The sequence below is a fragment of the Roseibacterium elongatum DSM 19469 genome (assembly GCF_000590925.1).
GTDB classification, from domain to species: Bacteria; Pseudomonadota; Alphaproteobacteria; order Rhodobacterales; family Rhodobacteraceae; genus Roseibacterium; species Roseibacterium elongatum.
Genome location: NZ_CP004372.1, coordinates 841,694 through 858,830, shown reverse-complemented (window position 1 = coordinate 858,830; position 17,137 = coordinate 841,694). Strand labels below are relative to the sequence as shown.

Sequence of the window (17,137 nt, the reverse complement as noted above, 5' to 3'; positions counted from 1 at the left end):
GGGCGCGGTGTTTCTGAGTGTCTTCGACATTTTCAAGATCGGGGTCGGCCCGTCCTCGTCCCATACCATGGGGCCGATGACGGCGGCGGCCCGGTTCCTCGCGGATCTGCGCGGGGGTGGCGTGAAAGAGCCGGGCGCGGGCGATCTGGCGGCCCTGCGATGCAGTTTGCATGGATCCCTGGCCTTCACCGGCAAAGGGCACGCCACAGACCGGGCCGTGATCCTGGGCTTTGCCGGGTTCGAGCCGCATACGCTGGACCCCGACAGGGCCGAGGTGATCGAGGCCCGCATCCGTGCCGAGGCGATGGTCACGCCCCCCGATCTGCCGCCTCTGCGTTTCGACCCCTCCATCGACCTTGTCTTTGACTACGGCCCACCCCTGCCAGGGCATGCGAATGGCATGATCCTGCAGGCCTTCGACCGGGCGGGGAACCTCTATATGGAGGAGACCTACTATTCGATCGGCGGCGGCTTCGTGCTGACCGCGCGCGAGTTGGCCGGGCAGGATCAGGGCGGCGCATCGGCGCTCCATGCCGAAAAGGCAGAGGCGGGCTTTCCCTATCCGTTCGGCTCGGCGGCCGAAATGCTGGCGATGGGCCGTACGGCGGACATGACCATCGCCCAGATGAAATGGGCGAACGAAGCGTGCCTGATGCCCCGCGCCAAATTGCGCGACCGGGTCGATGCGATCTGGGCCGCGATGGACGATTGCATCGAGCGCGGCCTGCGGATGGAGGGCGAACTGCCCGGCGGATTGCGCGTCAAGCGTCGCGCGCGGGCAATCCATGAACAACTCAAGGCCGAGGCCGGCACCAATATCGCCCAGCCCCACACGGTGAACGACTGGCTGTCGGTCTACGCGATGGCGGTCAACGAAGAGAACGCCGCCGGTGGGCGCGTCGTCACCTCGCCCACCAACGGGGCGGCCGGGGTGCTGCCCGCCGTGATGCGCTATTACCGCGATCACTGCATCGGCGCGACCGAAGAGGGGCGGCGAAATTTCCTGATGGTCGCGGCCGCGATTGGCGGACTGATCAAGCACAACGCCTCGATTTCGGGGGCCGAGGTGGGTTGTCAGGGCGAGGTCGGATCAGCCAGCGCCATGGCCGCCGCCGGGTTGTGCGCGGCGCTTGGCGGCACGAACGAACAGGTCGAGAACGCCGCCGAGATCGCGCTGGAACATCACCTTGGCATGACCTGCGACCCGGTGGCGGGTCTGGTGCAGGTGCCCTGCATCGAACGCAACGGCCTGGGCGCGATCAAGGCCGTCTCGGCGGCCTCGCTGGCGCTGCGCGGGGATGGCACGCATTTTATCCCGCTGGACAATTGCATCGAGGCGATGCGCCAGACCGGGATAGACATGTCCCACAAATACAAGGAAACCAGCCAGGGCGGGCTGGCCGTGAACATTCCCGAATGCTGATCACGCCTGGGCCAGCAGGGTCTTGAGCATCGGGTGCGGAAAGCTGCGCGGCACGGTCACGGCGAAAAAGGTTTCGAGAATGTCGAGGTCGAAGGGCGCGCGGCTGAGGGTGCCTGACGCGATCTCGTCGGCAAAGACGACCGGCGGCGCAATGGCCACGCCGATCCCCTCGCGTGTCAGCAGTCGGACCATGGCCATGTCATCCACCTCCGCCGCCACATGGGGGCGAACGCCCAGTGTTGCCGCCAGCGCGTCGAACCCTGTGCGGATCGTGCTTTCGGTCGGAACGATGAATGGCTCGGCCTGAAGCAGACCCTGCAGGCTGTCATGATGCAGACGGCCGGGCACACCATGCAGGCTGACGGGTTGATCGGCGATCCTGTGTGCGGTGAAGCTGGCGTTTTCGTCGTAGATCGGGGCCTCGTTCGTCAGCACGACATCAAGGGCCAGCGATTTCAGCGCATCCAGCAGCGTTTGCGCATTGCCGGACCTCAGAACGATGCCAGTCTCGGGGTGGCCTAGCACGGGGCGCAGAAACTCCATCTGAAAATTGCGCGACAGGGTGGAAAGCGCCCCGATCCGCAGGGGCGTGCGGGCCGGCCCCACCCGGGCGAGCGTGGCGAGCAACTCTTCCCCGGTGCCGAAAATCCGATCCGCATGGTCCAGCGCGATACGCCCGACCTCGCTCAATCGCAGCTCGCGGCCAACACGATCGAACAGCGGATGACCCAAGCGCGCTTCGAGGGTCTTGATCTGGCTCGACAGGGCCGATTGCGACAGGTTCAGCCGCTCGGCGGCCCGTGTGAGGTTGCCTTGATGGGCGACCTCGCGGAAATAGCGCAGGTGATGATAGTTCAACTGATCCATATTGGCAGAATATAGAACGATACCGAATAAAGGTCAGATTTTTTGCAATCCGCCGGCTCAGCCGCGGCGGACTGTGTCCCCCTCGAGGAACACCGGATCGAACCGGACGACCTCATCGGTCAGTTCGTTGGCGGCCACAAGCTCGGCGGCGCGGCGGCCGATATCCTTGCGCCGACTGTCCATCGAGGCGATCCGCAAGGGCAGGCCGTTGAGAACTTCGAAACAATTGAAGCCGGCAAGGCCGATTTGATCCGGGATCGAAACACCCTTCTCAAGCAGGTACAGCAACCCGCCCGCGGCATTCATGTCGGTGTTGTAATAGAGAAAATCGAGATCAGGGGTTTTCGCCAGGATTTCCTGCGTCATCGCCCGCCCGGTGCCGAAGCCCGAACTGCCTGCATAAAAGCATTCGTCGCTCAGCGGGACCCCGGCCTCGGCCAGACCTTGCCGGAACCCTTTCAGCCGCTTCTGTGCCCGATGATCCGCGATGGAGGACGAGCCCAGATAGCCGATGCGGCGATACCCGCGGCGCACGATCTCGCCCGCCATCTGCCGTCCGGCGGCCTCGTGGCTGATCCCGACGGCGGCCGCGACCGGGTCGCCGTCGACATCCATCACCTCGACCATCGGGATGCCGGCATTGGCCATCATCGCGCGGGCGGCCTCGGTGTGTTCCAGGCCCGCAACGATCAGCCCCGAGGGCCGCCAGCTGAGCATTTCGTAGATCACATGCTCTTCGTGGACGGGGTCGTATTTCGACGTGCCGATCACCGGCTGCAGCGGCGTTTCATCGAGGATATCGCCAATACCGCCAAGCACATCGGGAAACACCATGTTCGACAGCGACGGGATCACGACGCCGACAAGGTTGACGCGGTTCGAGGCGAGGGCCCCCGCGATCTTGTTCGGCACATAGCCAAGCTGGCGCGCGGCGGCAAAGACACGTTCGCGGGTCTTGGCCGAGACATCCCCCCGTTGCCGCAAGACCCGGCTGACCGTCATTTCAGAGACGCCCGCGACCTCTGCCACATCGCGCAGGGTCATCTGGGGTTTGCCGTCAAAGGGATTGCGTCCGCGCAAAGATGTCGTTCCCAAAAAGATAGCGCTAGCACCCATTGATACGCGCGCAACGGGCGGCACCGCAACCCGCCTTGAGCATGGTTGCACGGCCCGTGGAAATCGTCGACAAAGGCGATGTCGGCCCCGTGGCTCAACTGGATAGAGCAATCCCCTCCTAAGGGATAGGTTGCAGGTTCGAGTCCTGCCGGGGTCACCAGCCTTTTGTTATATGCCGAATGTGCCCGGGGTTTGCCCTGGGGGCGCTGTCCGCCTGGCCCGAGACGGACGGGGTGCCGGGGCGGTCGCTTGCGGGGGCTGGCGTGTGATCTGGGTGAAATCAACCTTGACGTGTGTCACCGCTCTGCGCTCCCTTGGGGCCTAGGGTTGAGGCAACGAACAGGGGAGGATTCTCGAATGGCCACCGGTGAAGCGGGCGCATCGACGCCAAGTATCATCTGGTTCGACGACCTGAGCCGTGGCGATGTCGGACTTGTCGGCGGCAAGAACGCGTCGCTGGGGGAAATGGTGCAGGAGTTGTCCCAGGCCGGCATTCGGGTGCCGCCGGGTTTTGCCACCACCTCCGATGCGTTCTGGGCGTTCCTCGATCACAACGACCTGCGGCCCGGCATTTCGGCGGCCATCGACGCATGGGATGGTGGCAAGGCCAGCCTGCAACAGACCGGTCAGGCCATTCGCAACATGGTGCTGCGCGGGGACTGGCCCGAGGCGTTGCGCGCCGATCTTCTGTCGGCCCATGCCAGGCTGTGCGACCGCACCGGCCATCCCGATCTGTCGGTTGCCGTGCGATCCTCGGCCACGGCCGAGGACCTGCCCAATGCCAGTTTCGCCGGGCAGCAGGAAACCTTTCTCAATGTCAGCGGGGGTGAGGCGCTTCTCGATGCCTGTCGGCGTTGCTATGCCTCGCTGTTCACCGATCGCGCGCTCAGCTATCGGCGCGTGCAGGGCTTCGATCACCTGTCGGTGGCCTTGTCGGTCGGGGTGCAGCAGATGGTGCGCTCGGACACGGGCGGGTCGGGGGTGATGTTCTCGATCGATACCGAGTCCGGCTTTGACAAGCTGGTGCTGATCAACGCGGCCTGGGGCCTTGGGGAAAACGTGGTGCAGGGGGCGGTGACCCCTGACGAATACCAGGTGTTCAAGCCGTTTCTGGACGATCCCGATCTGGTGCCCGTGGTCGAAAAGGCGCTCGGGGCGAAAGAGATCAAGATGATCCTGTCCTCGGATCCCGCGCGCCCGACCCGCAATGTCCCGACCTCGAGGGCCGAACGGGCCCATTTCGTCCTGTCCGATGCCGAGATCGTCGAGCTTGCGCGGGCCGCCGTCACGATCGAGGCGCATTACGGCTGTGCGATGGACATGGAATGGGCCCGCGATGGCGACACCGGCGATCTGTTCATCGTGCAGGCCCGCCCCGAAACGGTGCAGTCGCGCCTCGAAGATGCTGCCATGAAAAGCTACACGGTCAAGTCGCCGGGCAAACCCTTGCTGACCGGGCTTTCCGTTGGCAGCGCCGCCGCAAGCGGGCAAGTGTGCCTGATCGAGAGTGCCGCCGATATCGACCGCTTTGTCGATGGGGGCATCCTGGTGACCGGCACGACCGACCCCGATTGGGTGCCGATCATGAAGCGCGCCAGCGCCATCGTGACGGATTCGGGCGGGCGCACCAGCCATGCCGCCATCGTCAGCCGGGAATTGGGTCTGCCAGCGATTGTCGGGACCGGCAATGCGACGTTCCTGTTGCATGACGGGCAGGAGGTGACGGTGTCTTGCGCCGAGGGGTCGGGCGGCGTGGTCTATGACGGTCTGGCCGAGATCGAGGTCGAAACCCTTCATCACGACACGATCCCGGACACGCGCACACGGGTCATGCTGAACATCGCCAACCCCTCGGCCGCGGCCCGGTGGTGGCGCCTGCCCGCCGCCGGGGTCGGTTTGGCACGGATGGAATTCGTGATCGCCAACACGATCAAGGCGCATCCCATGGCGCTGCTGCATCCCGACCGTCTGGGCGAGGCCGAACGCGTGGAGATCGCCCACCTGATCCGGGGCCATGACAGCGCCGAGGATTCTTTGTGAAAACGCTTGCGCGCGGCCTTGGCCAGATCGCTGCAACGGTCTGGCCCGAACCGGCCATCGTGCGGATGAGCGACTTCAAGACGAACGAGTATTCCGCGCTGCTTGGCGGGGCGGGGTTCGAGCCGGAGGAGGAAAACCCGATGATCGGGTTCCGTGGTGCGGCCCGCTATACCTCGGCCGAGTACAAGGCCGGGTTCCAGCTGGAATGCGCCGCGATCCGGTATCTGCGCGACACGATGGGCTTTGCGAATGTGATCGCGATGATCCCGTTCTGCCGCACCCCCGAAGAGGCGGATGGCGTGCTTGAGGTGATGGCCGCGGCCGGACTGAGACGAGGCGAGAACGGCTTTCAGGTCTATGTCATGTGCGAGGTGCCCTCGAACGTGATCCTGGCCGAGGCATTTGCCGAACGCTTCGACGGGTTTTCCATCGGGTCGAACGACCTGACCCAACTGACCCTGGGGGTCGATCGCGACTCGGGCGCCCTTGCGCATCTGTTCCGCGAGCGCGACCCGGCGGTGTTGTGGATGATCCGGCATGTCATCGAGCGCGCCCATGCCGCGGGCCGGAAGGTGGGCCTGTGTGGGCAGGCCCCCTCGAACGATCCGGCCTTTGCGCAGATCCTCGTCGATGCAGGGATCGATACGATCTCGGTGACGCCGGACAGCTTTTTCGCGGTCAAGACCATCGTGGCCGAGGCCGAGCGCAACAGCTCGACCGGGTGATCGTGGCGGGATGCCCCGTCTGGCGACCCGCGACAGGCCGACATCACCGAACCGCCCGTCCAAGGGGGCGCGCGCCCCTTGCACAGGTTGCGTCATGCAGCGTGGCGGATCAGTGCAGCATCAACAGGCCTTCGCGGATCAGCCGCTTGACCAGAACCAGTTTGCCGGCATCGTCCAACTCGCCCGGCATGTCCGCAATCGTGAAATCATCGTGCGACACCGCATAGGCCAGCGTGTCATGGGCAAAATCGGGCATCACGATTTCGGTCCCCTGGGACACCAGCCGGACGATCCCGTCCTCGTCCAGCCGCGCAAGGTCGTAGATCAGATGCGGGCGCGCACCAACGCGGTCACCGACGCTCAACCCGTCCAGCCGGGCCAGTTGCGCCATCTGCCCTTCAACCCGTGGCACGCGGTTCATCAGGAACTCCATCTTGAAGCTGGCCAGCAGCTTGGCCAACGGCGCATCGGCCAGTTTGTCGATCAGGGCCGCGTAGGTCGCGGCATGCTCCGTGGCATCGAACCCGGCATTCGCATGGCCGGGGGGCAGCGCGCGACGAAACGCAACATCGTCATGGGCCAGAACATGCACGGCCTCGGCCATCAGGTCGGCCCATGTCCGCAGCATCAGGCCGGTGGTGATGTGCAGCGACGGCTCGCCCGTGGCGACGGCGTCGTGGGCCAGACCGCGCGGCACATACAGCATGTCGCCCGGATGCAGCAGGAACCGGTCGGTTTCCTCGCCGATCTCGACATCGTGCGGGTTGAAGGCCTGACTGTTCAGGGGCAGGTCGACCGGCGTGTCGTAGATGCGCCATTCCTTGGTGCCTTCGATCTGCAGCACGACGACATCGTGGTTGTCGTAATGGGCCTTGAACCCCTGGGTCTGGGCCTGGGTCATGTAGATGTTCGTCTGCACACGGCAGGACATGACCGCCTCGAGCGCGCGGCAATACCGCGCCAGTTTGGGCAGACGTTCGTGCAGCCCCGACAGGATCACCGTGGCCCCGTCGGCAAACAACTGGTTCACCCGGACGGGATCAATCATGCCGGACTCGTAGGCGAAATCCTCGGGGGTGATGGTGCCCCCGGCCTTGGTGACGTTGATCTCGGGATGGTGCAGGCCCATCGTGGTGATGACCCGGTCGATATCCTCGTAGCTCAGCAACGCCTTGTAGTAATCGGGATCGTTGCGGCGCACGACCATCGGTTTCTTTTCGAAATAGTCGGTGAAAAAGGTGTCGCGCTTTTCGGGCGCAATGGTCCAGTCGAAGCCGAAATCGCTGTCAGTCATCTTTCATCCGTCAAAATTTTGCATTCCTTAGAAAAAGGACAGAGCATGCCAGCACGGTCTGCACAGTCTTTCCGTGTATCTTTTGAACGGCTTTCGTTGACGCAGCGACATCAACACGCCTAAGGTCGCGCGTTTTTTACCAGCCAGACGGCGCGCACAGGAGTTTTGCCCCAATGTCCAGCGAAGACGACAAGAAGAAGACACTGACCGACGATCAGATCACAACCGACCATCAGCCCCAGAAGACGGACCGCCGTGGGTTCCTTGGGCTGATGGCGGCCGGTGGGGCCGCCGCGGGCACCGCGACACTGACCGGAGGGTCGGCCCATGCCCAGGTGATCGATAGCGACAACGGCGCGTGGAGGGACCGTGGCGGCTGCGGCCGTGGGTCGGGTGGTGTCTATACCGGCTATACCGACGCCGATAACGGATCGGGTGGCACCGACCGCCCAGGGTATGGCCGCGGGGCGCCCTACTGCTGATTGGCCGCGATGGCATGAAATCCTGAACGCGGTGCCCCGGCATCGCGTTTTTTCATTTCGGCGCGCGGATCATCCGCATCACATCATGCGGATGACCTTCTTGTCGATGGCCAGCACATAGCCCTTGCGCGCGATGTTCTTGACCAGCAATTCGCTGACGATCTGGTTGCCCAATGTGTCGCGCAACCGCTTGATGCGGGTCGCGCCGGCGGCCTCGTCCACGTCGGATTCCAGCTTGCCCGACACCATGGCCTCGATCTGCGAACCGGTCAGAACATCGTCGTCCATACGCGCCTCGGCCAGAACGCTCAGCGTTTCCATCGCCGCCTGTGTCAGCTTGAACTCGAGGTTGTTGATCAGAACGACCCCCTCCTCGCGGCTGAGGATCAGCGACGAAACCTGGATGCCCTGGCGCTCGATCTCGCCCATGCGGCGGTTGAGGGTGATGATCGTGATCAGAAAGATCAGACACGCCACCAACAGCGCCGAGGCGAAGACCATCAGCACGAAGATGATGGTGCGATAGCTGCCCAGAACCTTGGAAAAGGTGGTGCCGGTTTGCGCCAGTACCTCGAGCATGCGGATCGCGTCGGGGTCGCGCACGTCGTTCACGACGAAGATGGTTTGAACCGCCTCGTTGAAGGCGTCGGCATCGGGCAGGTTCACGAACAGCAAGACCGCCGAGGCCACCAGGATGGCGACCACGACCAGAACCCCCAACTGGATGACACGTGTCGTGCCGACCCGTGTTTCAGTAACGGAGGTAGTACTCTCCGGCATCGGCCCTCCTCGAGGCGAGCCCCGAGTCGTCGAAGACCGAGATCACCTGCAGCAATGTCCAACCGCCCGACGCGATGCGACCGGCGATCACCGGCGCGGCGGCCGTGACCGTACAGGCGTTGTCGGGCACTTGGATCACACCGTAATGCAGTCGCAGCGGGTTATCCATATTCGCGCGATAATCCGCGTAGCACGCGGCCTGCAGTGGCGCGGCGACCGCCGCGAAGGCGGCGGCGATGAGCGACATTTTCAGAAGGCGGTTCATCTGGGTCGGGTCTCTGGCTCGGTTTTCCTCGCGGCGCAGTCCGGTCGCCTCGCAACCCTGCTGCACCGTCCCCCTGATCGCAAGAGTGTGCTGTGTCATGCAATGACAGCCCGCTTCAACGCGCCGGTTATCGGATAACCACGCGACGATATTGCCTGTCCGCGCGCGGCTGGGGGAGCGTTGGGGCATGCTCTGCGGCCGCATTGCGCCTATGTTCAGGTCGCGGCCCATCCCTTGCCAAATCAGGAGGTTCCGCCATGCCCCCCATCCTTTCCCGTTTCCTGCCCGCCGCAGGCTTGTCTTTGCTATTGATCCTCGGTGCGATCGGCGCCTCGACCCGGCCAGCACAGGCTGATGGCGAGGATGCCGCCGCGCTGATCGGCGGCCTCATCGCGCTGTATGCTCTGGGTCAGGCGCTCGACCCGGATCACCGGGGGGGCGTGATCGAGGTCGATCGCATCTATGACTGGCCGCGCCACGGGCATCCGCCGCGTGACATCCGTCCGCCGCGCCGCCACCTGCTGGTGGCCCCCGCGCGCTGCTTTGTTCAGGGGCGGGATCGCAACGGCGTCTATCGTGGCTATGTCCGCCGCTGCATGCGCAACAATGTGCGGGTGCCCGACCTGCTGCCGCATAATTGCCTGCGCCGCGTACAGACCGAGCGCGGGCCGCGCATGATCTACGGCGGCCGGTGCCTGGCCCGAAACGGCTGGCTGCGCGAGGCCGACCTGCGCCGCCACTGATCCCCGCCATATTCGAGCAGCACCACAAGAAGGGGGCGGCGTGCCAAAGGTACGTCGTCCCACCTTGTGCCGGGGGAGCCCGCGTGGAATGACATCGGCATGCGCAGTGTTCCCGATTTCAGCCGCGAGGCGGCCCTTGGCGGTCGCGTCGCCGGCGTGGACGAGGTGGGCCGCGGCCCGCTGGCGGGTCCGGTCACCGCCGCAGCGGTCGTGCTGGACCCTGGCAGGTTGCCGCCCGGCCTGAACGACTCCAAGAAACTCACCGCCGCGCGCCGCACGGCGTTGGGGACGGCCATCGAGGCCCATGCCGAGGTCAGCCTGGGGTGGGCCAGCGTCGAAGAGATCGACGCGATCAACATTCGCAACGCCGCCCTGCTGGCCATGCGCCGCGCGGTCGAGGGGCTGCCGACGCCGCCCACCCATGCGCTGATCGACGGCAACGCGATCCCCGACGGGTTGCCTTGCCCGGCCACGGCCGTGGTCAAGGGCGATGCCCTGTCGCTGTCGATTTCCGCCGCCTCGATCATTGCCAAGGTCGCCCGCGACGCGGTGATGATACGCTTGGCCGAGGAATTCCCCGGCTACGGGTGGGAGAAGAACGCAGGCTATCCGACAAAACTGCATCTTCAGGGACTCCAAGATATTGGGGTCACACCGCACCATAGACGTTCCTTCCGCCCCGTGCACAATATCTTGTGTGCCTAAATTTCGCCCAAGTCTCTGATTCAAAAAAATAAATTGACGGCGAATCGCGTTTCGGCGACTCTCTGCGCAAACGAACCAAACGCCCGTCAGAGGCGTCGGAACGAGGCAGACGATGACCACGAATACCAAGACACCGGCAGCTGTGCTGCCGCTCAATTCCATTTTGTCCGGCGATTGCATCGAGGCGATGCGCGCGCTTCCTGATGCGTGCGTGGACCTGATCTTTGCCGATCCGCCCTATAATTTGCAGCTCAAGGGCACCCTGCATCGTCCGAACAACACGCAAGTTGACGCCTGCGACGATCATTGGGACCAGTTCGACAGTTTCCGCGCCTATGACGAGTTCACCCGCGCCTGGCTGGCCGAGGCGCGTCGCCTGTTGAAACCCGACGGCGCGCTGTGGGTCATCGGCAGCTATCACAACATCTTCCGCGTCGGCGCCGAATTGCAGAACCAGGGCTTCTGGATCCTCAACGACGTGGTCTGGCGCAAATCGAACCCGATGCCCAATTTTCGGGGCAAGCGCCTGACCAATGCCCATGAGACGATGATCTGGGCCAGTCGCGACGAGGGGGCGAAATACACCTTCAACTACGAGGCGTTGAAAGAGTTGAACGACGGCGTGCAGATGCGGTCAGACTGGGTCATCCCGATCTGCAATGGCGGCGAGCGGCTGAAGGACGACAAGGGCGACAAGGCCCACCCGACGCAAAAGCCCGAGGCATTGCTGCATCGCATCCTTGTCGGGTGCACCAAGCCGGGCGATGTCGTGCTCGACCCGTTCTTCGGCACCGGCACCACCGGGGCCGTGGCCAAGATGCTGGGCCGCGACTGGATCGGGATCGAACGGGAAGAGGCCTATCGCAAGGTCGCCGAAAAGCGCCTGTCAAAGGTCCGCCGCTTCGACAAGACCGCGCTGGAGGTCACGCAATCCAAGCGGGCCGAACCGCGCGTGCCCTTTGGTCAGCTGGTCGAGCGGGGCATGTTGCGGCCCGGCGAGATGCTGGTCAGCCCACGGGGCCAGATGGCCAAGGTGCGCGCCGACGGCACGCTGATCGCCGATGACGTCAAGGGGTCGATCCACAAGGTTGGCGCGACGCTCGAGGGGGCGCCATCATGCAACGGCTGGACCTATTGGCATTTCCGCCGTGATGGGAAAACCGTGTCCATCGACGTGCTGCGCCAGCAGATCCGCGCCGAGATGGGCCGCTGACCTGATACGAAAACCGTCCTGCCGGTGCATTCGCATCGGTGGCCCCTTGCCCCGCCACCGATCCGGTCGGCGGGGTCTTTTCATTGCGTTGTCATGCGAGGCACCTATCTCGGTGGGGTAGGAGGTATCGTCATGCGGATCACGGTTATCGGAGCGACCCGCGGCATCGGCCGCAAGGTGATGGAAGAGGCCCTGTCGCGCGGCCACCACGTGCGGGCCGTCGCGCGCAGCGCCGACAAGATCGACATCGAGGATGAGAACCTCGAAAAGTTGCCCGGCGATGCCACCGACGCAGAGGACATGGCCAAGGCCGTCGCCGATGCAGAGGCTGTCATTCTCGCTATTGGTGTGCCCCGCAATGCCAAGGCGCTGATGCCCACGACGCTGTTTTCCGACGCCGCGCGGGCGATCATCCCCGCGATGGAGGCCGCTGGCATTAAGCGGTTTCTGACCGTCACCGGCTTTGGGGCGGGCGACAGTTATGCCAAGCTGTCATGGCCCGAGAAGGTGACGTTCAAGGCGATTCTCGGCCGGGCCTATGCCGACAAGGCCGTGCAAGAGGATCTGATCAAGGCGTCGTCACTGGATTGGACGATCGCGCGCCCCGGCATCCTGACCGACAACAAGGGGACGGGCCGCTATCAGGTGCTGGTCGAGCCAGAGACGTGGCGCCAGGGCGTGATCGCACGCGCCGATGTCGCCCACTACCTGGTCGGCGCGGCCGAGAACGGCACCGAGATCCACAAGACCCCGGCCATTCAGCGTTAGGCCGCGCCGCGCGGGGGCGGATTCAGCCCTTTGTTGTAGGGGTGCCAATCCGCGATGTCGGGGTAGTATTTCCTGCGCCACGCCTTGACGCGCTTGTTCATCACGCGTTTCCAGACCGGCGGGATCATCGCGGCAACGGTCATCACCGGGTAGCCGAAGGGCAATTGCGGGGCCTCGTCCTCGGAATGGTTCTGCAACAATGGAAAGCGGCGGTGCGGCTTGTAGTGGTGATCGGAATGGCGCTGCAGATTGATCAGCAGCCAGTTCGACGCCGTGTGCGCCGCGTTCCAGCTATGGCGGGGCAGGACATGTTCGTATTTGCCATCGCCAAGGTAACGCCGGGTCAGGCCGTAATGCTCGACGTAATTGGTCAGCTCCAACTGCCAGACGGCGACAAAGGCCTGAAACACGAACAGGCCAAGGCCACCCCAGCCGCCAAGCGCATAGGCCAAGGCCAGGCATGCCGCTTGGAGCGCCCAAAATGTCCAGAACGGGTTGGCGGGGTGATACCACGCCCGCCCCTTGCGCCGCAGCATGGCCGCCTCGGACCGAAAGGCCGACCCGTAGCCTTCGACCAGAACGCGCGGGAAAAAGCGGTGAAACCCTTCGTTGTAGCGCGCCGTCACGGCGTCGCGTGGCGTGCCGACATACCGGTGGTGTACCAACAGGTGTTCAGACCTGAAATGCGAGTACAGCACCGTCGCCAGAAGGAGATCGGCCAGCCAGCGTTCGGATCTGGTTTTCTGGTGCATCAACTCGTGGCTGTAGACGATGCCGATGGTGCCCGAAATCACGCCGACGCCAAAGAACAGCCCCAGCTTTTCGCCGATGCTCAGGTGGGTGCTGTGCTGGGCGTACCAGATCAGGCCGAAGATCACCGCGAATTGCAGCGGAAACCAGATCATCGTGATCAGGCGATACCAGAAAAGCTGATCTTCGGTCGTGTCCAGATCGGCGTTTTCCAGGTTCAGCCCCGTGATCGCATCCAGCAGCGTGAACAGCCACCAGGTGCTGAGCGGCATCAGGATCAGCCACCACCCTCCTTGTGTCGCCACGAACAGGATCAGCGGGATCAGCAGGATCGACGCCCAAAAGGGCATGGCATTTCGAAATCTTTGTACTTGTTCAGCGGGGATCATGGCCACGGCTCCGTTCACCCAGTTACAGCGAAAGGGTCTGCCTGTTGTGGCGTGGCGTCAATGCGGCGCCGATGTCGCGGGCATGGCCCCCTTGGCGAGGTCGAAGGCTTTTCGCATGACCGTGGGCAGGTTCGCGGGCCGGAATGTGGCAAGGTCATGGAATTCGCCCCTTTGCGGCACCGTGTCCAGCCCAACGCAGGCCAGTCGCAGCGACAGGGACAGGTGGAAATGCGTAAAGGTATGGCGCACCTCCAACCCCGGATCGCGCCAATCGGCGGCAACGGGCGGCGCATCCGTAGGCGCGCCCTCGGTCCAGTCGCTGCCGGGCCAGCCCAGCATCCCGCCGAGCAGCCCCTTGTCGGGTCGCGTTTCCAATAGCCACGCCCCATCCACGCGCTGCACCAGATAGGCGATGCCGTGGCGCGTGGGCTTGGCCTTCTTCGGTGCCTTGGTCGGCAAGTCTGCGGCGATGCCCGCCTTGCGCGCGGCACAGGCCGTCATCACCGGGCAAATCCCGCAGGCCGGGTTCCTCGGGGTGCAGATCGTGGCGCCAAGGTCCATCACGGCCTGCGCGTGACACCCCGGCCGATCCGCGGGCGTCAACCGCGCGGCAAGGGTCTTGAGCTCGGGCTTGGCGGCGGGCAGGGGCGTTTGCACGGCGAAAAGCCGCGCCATCACCCGTTCGACATTGCCGTCCATCACAACGGCTGGCCGGTCAAAGGCGATCGAGGCGATGGCGGCGGCGGTGTAGGGGCCGATCCCGGGCAAGTCGCGCAATCCGTCCTCGGTGTCGGGGAACCGCCCGCCGAACTCGCCGGCCACCACCCGCGCGCATTTCAGCAGGTTCCGCGCCCGCGCGTAGTATCCAAGGCCCGCCCATTCGCCCATCACCGCCGCATCCTCGGCCGCGGCCAGATCGCCGACCGTCGGCCAAAGCGTCGTGAAGCGCAGAAAGTAGTCCCTGACCGCCGCAACGGTGGTCTGTTGCAGCATCACCTCGGACAACCAGACGCCATAGGGGTCGGGCAAGGCGCCGTTTTTCCGTGCCGTGGGGCCGACCCGCCATGGCAGGTCGCGGGCATGGGTGTCGTACCAGCCCAAAAGGGCATTCTGTATCCCCTCGTCACGCAAGCTTTATCCCGCCCCCGGTCGGTCTGTTATTGGTTAGCACCCCGATGCGGCATAGATTGCCCGAGAACTGAGGAAAGCAACCCATGGCCCGCACAGCCACCCCATCGCCCAAACCGCCCGCCCGCCGCAAGCGCGGGTTCGAACGTGCGGCCACGCTTGTGGCCGGGGATCTGCGGGGGCCCGCGGAGAAGCGCGGCTTTGCCGAGGCGCGGCTGTTGACCCACTGGCCCGAGATCGTCGGCGCCGAGATTGCCGAGATCGCCCTTCCCGTGCGCATCACCTATGGGCGCGGCTTTGGTGGCACCTTGGTGCTGCTGACCACCGGGGCCAATGCGCCGATCCTCGAGATGCGGCGCGAGGATATCGTTGTGCGCGTGAATGCCTGCTACGGTTACCGCGCCGTCAGCCGGGTCCAAGTGACCCAGACCGCGCCCACCGGTTTTGCCGAGGGGCGCGTCGCCTTTGCCCCGAAACCCAAACCGGGCAAGGTGCCACCCGATCCCGAGCGCCTGGAACGGGCCACCGCCGGCTTGACCCATATCGAGGACGAGGGGCTGCGCAACGCGCTTGCGGCCCTTGCCCGGAACGTTTTAACCAACAGACAGACTTGAGGAGCGTTTCATGACCATCGACCGCAGAACCCTTTTGATCGCCGGCGCAGGCGCGGGCGCACTGGGCCTTGGCGGCTACAGCCTGCTGCAAGGGCCGAAAACGCCCGCCCCGCTGTTGCCCATGGGCATGGCCCATGCCCAGACCGCTGCGGATGGCGCGGCCCCCGAGGTGCTGGACATGGCGCTTGGCGCCGAGGACGCGCCGGTGACGCTGTATGAATACGCCTCGTTCACCTGCCCGCATTGCGCGACCTTCCACAGCAATGTGAAGCCACGCCTGATCGAGGACTACATCGAACCCGGCCTTGTCCGGTTCATTTATCGCGAGGTCTATTTCGATCGGCCCGGCCTGTGGGCGGGCATGGTCGCGCGCTGCGGCGGCGAGATGCGCTATTTCGGGATCGTCGACCTGATCTATGAGCGCCAGCGCGACTGGGTGCAGGGCAGCCCGGCCGACATGGTCGAAAGCCTGCGTGCCATCGGCCGCACCGCCGGCCTGACGAATGACGAACTGGACGCCTGCCTGACCGATGCGGACATGGCCCGCGCCATGCTGGCCAGCTATGAGGCCAACATGGAGGTGCACCCGATCGAGGGGACTCCCGCCGTGGTGATCAATGACGAGGTCCTGGGCAACATGAGCTACGAGGATCTGTCCGGCCTTCTGGATGCCGCCCTCGAAGAGGCCCAGGCCGACGGATGACCGCCCCGCTGACCGGCGTTCGGGTCCTTGAACTCGCCCGTATCCTGGCCGGCCCCTGGGCCGGTCAGACGCTGGCCGATCTAGGGGCCGAGGTCATCAAGGTCGAGGCCCCGCAAGGCGATGATACCCGCCGCTGGGGGCCGCCTTTCGTCGTCCGGGACGGCGACACCTCGGCCGCATATTTCCATTCCTGCAATCGCGGCAAGAAATCGGTTACCGTCGATTTCCGCACCGAAGCCGGGCAGGCGCGCGTCACGGAGCTTGCCCGCGACGCCGATGTCGTCATCGAGAATTTCAAGCTTGGCGGGCTGGCGAAATACGGCCTCGATTACGACAGTCTGCGCGCCATCAACCCCGGTCTGATCTACTGTTCCATCACCGGGTTCGGGCAGACGGGGCCTTATGCCCACCGCGCGGGGTACGATTACATCATCCAGGGCATGAGCGGCGTGATGTCCGTGACGGGTGACCCCTCGGGTCAGCCGCAAAAGGTGGGCATTGCGGTCACCGATATTCTCACCGGTCTCTATTCCGTCAATGCCATCCTTGCCGCGCTGCGCCTGCGCGACCAGACGGGGCAGGGCCAGCATATCGACATGGGCCTTTTCGACGTCGCAACCGCCTTCATGGCGAACCAGGCGATGAACTACCTGACCACCGGCACCCCGCCTGAGCGGATTGGCAACGCGCATCAGAACCTGACGCCCTATCAGGTGTTCGACTGCGCCGATGGCTGGATCATCATCGCCACGGGCAACGACGCGCAATACCAGCGGCTGTGCCGTCTGCTGGGCCTCGACGACATGGCCGCAGCGCCCGAGTTTCTGACCAACGCCGACCGCATCGCCAATCGCGACGAGATGACCCGGCGATTGACCGAGGCGACGCTGAAACGTTCCAAGGCCGAGTTGCTGGCCGCCTGCGAGGCGCAGGGCGTGCCCGCCGGGCCGATCAACGACCTGGCCGAGGTGTTCGCCGATCCGCAGGTGCAGGCACGTGGCATGCAGATCGAGTTGGATGGCGTACCGGGCGTGCGCCCGCCTTTCCGCTTTTCCGATGCCGAGCTGGCGCTGGACCGGCCCGCGCCCAAGCTTGGGGAAGATGACGACATCCCCGGCTGGAGTTGAGGCGC

At 64.7% G+C, this 17,137-nt stretch carries 18 protein-coding genes and 1 tRNA gene; 12 read left to right on the top strand and 7 right to left on the bottom strand.

Features of this window, described 5'->3' with window-relative positions; genetic code table 11:
* The first annotated feature begins 7 nt into the window (after positions 1–7).
* Positions 8–1,423, top strand: a complete 1,416-nt coding sequence (locus ROSELON_RS04155) for an L-serine ammonia-lyase (RefSeq protein WP_025311173.1) — start codon at positions 8–10, stop codon at positions 1,421–1,423.
* On the opposite strand, the gene ROSELON_RS04150 is transcribed toward ROSELON_RS04155, so the two are convergent.
* Positions 1,424–2,290, bottom strand: coding sequence for a LysR family transcriptional regulator (locus ROSELON_RS04150; protein WP_025311172.1), 867 nt, complete (start codon positions 2,288–2,290; stop codon positions 1,424–1,426).
* A gap of 57 nt (positions 2,291–2,347) precedes the next feature.
* Complete coding sequence (locus tag ROSELON_RS04145; RefSeq protein WP_038650158.1) at positions 2,348–3,334, bottom strand: LacI family DNA-binding transcriptional regulator; 987 nt, start codon at positions 3,332–3,334, stop codon at positions 2,348–2,350.
* 155 nt (positions 3,335–3,489) lie between these two features.
* Between ROSELON_RS04145 and ROSELON_RS04140 the strand changes: the two genes are divergently transcribed.
* From ROSELON_RS04140 to ROSELON_RS19175, 3 genes are all read left to right on the top strand, one after another.
* A tRNA-Arg gene (locus ROSELON_RS04140) sits at positions 3,490–3,566 on the top strand.
* Between the two features lie 197 nt (positions 3,567–3,763).
* On the top strand, positions 3,764–5,446 hold the full coding sequence (gene ppsA / locus ROSELON_RS04135; RefSeq protein ID WP_245605410.1) for a phosphoenolpyruvate synthase: 1,683 nt from the start codon (positions 3,764–3,766) through the stop codon (positions 5,444–5,446).
* On the top strand, positions 5,443–6,171 hold the full coding sequence (locus ROSELON_RS19175) for a putative PEP-binding protein (RefSeq protein ID WP_245605409.1): 729 nt from the start codon (positions 5,443–5,445) through the stop codon (positions 6,169–6,171). The genes ppsA and ROSELON_RS19175 overlap by 4 nt, the downstream gene beginning before the upstream one ends.
* 109 nt (positions 6,172–6,280) lie before the next feature.
* Here ROSELON_RS19175 and ROSELON_RS04130 read toward each other — a convergent pair whose 3' ends face one another.
* On the bottom strand, positions 6,281–7,465 hold the full coding sequence (locus ROSELON_RS04130) for a cupin domain-containing protein (RefSeq protein ID WP_025311170.1): 1,185 nt from the start codon (positions 7,463–7,465) through the stop codon (positions 6,281–6,283).
* 173 nt (positions 7,466–7,638) lie between these two features.
* Between ROSELON_RS04130 and ROSELON_RS04125 the strand changes: the two genes are divergently transcribed.
* Complete coding sequence (locus ROSELON_RS04125) at positions 7,639–7,947, top strand: twin-arginine translocation signal domain-containing protein (RefSeq protein WP_025311169.1); 309 nt, start codon at positions 7,639–7,641, stop codon at positions 7,945–7,947.
* A gap of 78 nt (positions 7,948–8,025) precedes the next feature.
* Here ROSELON_RS04125 and ROSELON_RS04120 read toward each other — a convergent pair whose 3' ends face one another.
* Together ROSELON_RS04120 and ROSELON_RS04115 are read right to left on the bottom strand one after the other, a co-directional pair.
* The gene (locus ROSELON_RS04120; protein WP_025311168.1) at positions 8,026–8,727 is read right to left on the bottom strand and encodes a winged helix-turn-helix domain-containing protein; all 702 of its coding nucleotides are present in this window, start codon (positions 8,725–8,727) and stop codon (positions 8,026–8,028) included.
* Positions 8,699–9,091 (bottom strand): hypothetical protein, encoded by a 393-nt coding sequence (locus ROSELON_RS04115; RefSeq protein ID WP_342665318.1) that lies wholly within the window; start codon positions 9,089–9,091, stop codon positions 8,699–8,701. The genes ROSELON_RS04120 and ROSELON_RS04115 overlap by 29 nt, the downstream gene beginning before the upstream one ends.
* A 158-nt stretch (positions 9,092–9,249) precedes the next feature.
* Between ROSELON_RS04115 and ROSELON_RS04110 the strand changes: the two genes are divergently transcribed.
* From ROSELON_RS04110 to ROSELON_RS04095, 4 genes are all read left to right on the top strand, one after another.
* Positions 9,250–9,735, top strand: a complete 486-nt coding sequence (locus tag ROSELON_RS04110; protein ID WP_025311166.1) for a hypothetical protein — start codon at positions 9,250–9,252, stop codon at positions 9,733–9,735.
* Positions 9,736–9,834: 99 nt separating this feature from the next.
* Positions 9,835–10,440, top strand: coding sequence for a ribonuclease HII (locus tag ROSELON_RS04105; protein WP_025311165.1), 606 nt, complete (start codon positions 9,835–9,837; stop codon positions 10,438–10,440).
* A gap of 112 nt (positions 10,441–10,552) precedes the next feature.
* Entirely contained in the window at positions 10,553–11,653 is a 1,101-nt protein-coding gene (locus ROSELON_RS04100) for a site-specific DNA-methyltransferase (protein WP_025311164.1), read from the top strand.
* Between the two features lie 132 nt (positions 11,654–11,785).
* Positions 11,786–12,421, top strand: coding sequence for an NAD(P)-dependent oxidoreductase (locus ROSELON_RS04095; protein ID WP_025311163.1), 636 nt, complete (start codon positions 11,786–11,788; stop codon positions 12,419–12,421).
* Here the strand turns inward: ROSELON_RS04095 and ROSELON_RS04090 are convergent.
* Entirely contained in the window at positions 12,418–13,560 is a 1,143-nt protein-coding gene (locus tag ROSELON_RS04090) for an alkane 1-monooxygenase (RefSeq protein WP_025311162.1), read from the bottom strand. The two genes, ROSELON_RS04095 and ROSELON_RS04090, sit on opposite strands and share 4 nt — an antisense overlap.
* A gap of 57 nt (positions 13,561–13,617) precedes the next feature.
* The gene (mutY, locus tag ROSELON_RS04085) at positions 13,618–14,691 is read right to left on the bottom strand and encodes an A/G-specific adenine glycosylase (RefSeq protein ID WP_025311161.1); all 1,074 of its coding nucleotides are present in this window, start codon (positions 14,689–14,691) and stop codon (positions 13,618–13,620) included.
* A gap of 83 nt (positions 14,692–14,774) precedes the next feature.
* Between mutY and ROSELON_RS04080 the strand changes: the two genes are divergently transcribed.
* The 3 genes from ROSELON_RS04080 to ROSELON_RS04070 are packed head-to-tail and all read left to right on the top strand — an operon-like array spanning position 14,775 to position 17,132.
* Positions 14,775–15,302 (top strand): DUF721 domain-containing protein, encoded by a 528-nt coding sequence (locus tag ROSELON_RS04080; protein ID WP_025311160.1) that lies wholly within the window; start codon positions 14,775–14,777, stop codon positions 15,300–15,302.
* A 10-nt stretch (positions 15,303–15,312) separates the two neighbouring features.
* Entirely contained in the window at positions 15,313–16,005 is a 693-nt protein-coding gene (locus ROSELON_RS04075; protein ID WP_245605408.1) for a DsbA family protein, read from the top strand.
* Complete coding sequence (locus ROSELON_RS04070) at positions 16,002–17,132, top strand: CaiB/BaiF CoA transferase family protein (protein ID WP_025311158.1); 1,131 nt, start codon at positions 16,002–16,004, stop codon at positions 17,130–17,132. Before ROSELON_RS04075 ends, ROSELON_RS04070 begins: the two co-directional genes overlap by 4 nt.
* The last annotated feature ends 5 nt before the right edge of the window (positions 17,133–17,137 follow it).

Bases quoted from the DNA above. Each gene is read 5' to 3' on its own strand.
- ROSELON_RS04150 (WP_025311172.1), bottom strand. From the start codon at position 2,290: ATGGATCAGTTGAACTATCATCACCTGCGCTATTTCCGCGAGGTCGCC.
- ROSELON_RS04145 (WP_038650158.1), bottom strand. From the start codon at position 3,334: ATGACCCTGCGCGATGTGGCAGAGGTCGCGGGCGTCTCTGAAATGACG.
- ppsA (WP_245605410.1), top strand. From the start codon at position 3,764: ATGGCCACCGGTGAAGCGGGCGCATCGACGCCAAGTATCATCTGGTTC.
- ROSELON_RS04130 (WP_025311170.1), bottom strand. From the start codon at position 7,465: ATGACTGACAGCGATTTCGGCTTCGACTGGACCATTGCGCCCGAAAAG.
- ROSELON_RS04125 (WP_025311169.1), top strand. From the start codon at position 7,639: ATGTCCAGCGAAGACGACAAGAAGAAGACACTGACCGACGATCAGATC.
- ROSELON_RS04120 (WP_025311168.1), bottom strand. From the start codon at position 8,727: ATGCCGGAGAGTACTACCTCCGTTACTGAAACACGGGTCGGCACGACA.
- ROSELON_RS04115 (WP_342665318.1), bottom strand. From the start codon at position 9,091: ATGACACAGCACACTCTTGCGATCAGGGGGACGGTGCAGCAGGGTTGC.
- ROSELON_RS04110 (WP_025311166.1), top strand. From the start codon at position 9,250: ATGCCCCCCATCCTTTCCCGTTTCCTGCCCGCCGCAGGCTTGTCTTTG.
- ROSELON_RS04105 (WP_025311165.1), top strand. From the start codon at position 9,835: ATGCGCAGTGTTCCCGATTTCAGCCGCGAGGCGGCCCTTGGCGGTCGC.
- ROSELON_RS04100 (WP_025311164.1), top strand. From the start codon at position 10,553: ATGACCACGAATACCAAGACACCGGCAGCTGTGCTGCCGCTCAATTCC.
- ROSELON_RS04095 (WP_025311163.1), top strand. From the start codon at position 11,786: ATGCGGATCACGGTTATCGGAGCGACCCGCGGCATCGGCCGCAAGGTG.
- ROSELON_RS04090 (WP_025311162.1), bottom strand. From the start codon at position 13,560: ATGATCCCCGCTGAACAAGTACAAAGATTTCGAAATGCCATGCCCTTT.
- ROSELON_RS04080 (WP_025311160.1), top strand. From the start codon at position 14,775: ATGGCCCGCACAGCCACCCCATCGCCCAAACCGCCCGCCCGCCGCAAG.
- ROSELON_RS04075 (WP_245605408.1), top strand. From the start codon at position 15,313: ATGACCATCGACCGCAGAACCCTTTTGATCGCCGGCGCAGGCGCGGGC.
- ROSELON_RS04070 (WP_025311158.1), top strand. From the start codon at position 16,002: ATGACCGCCCCGCTGACCGGCGTTCGGGTCCTTGAACTCGCCCGTATC.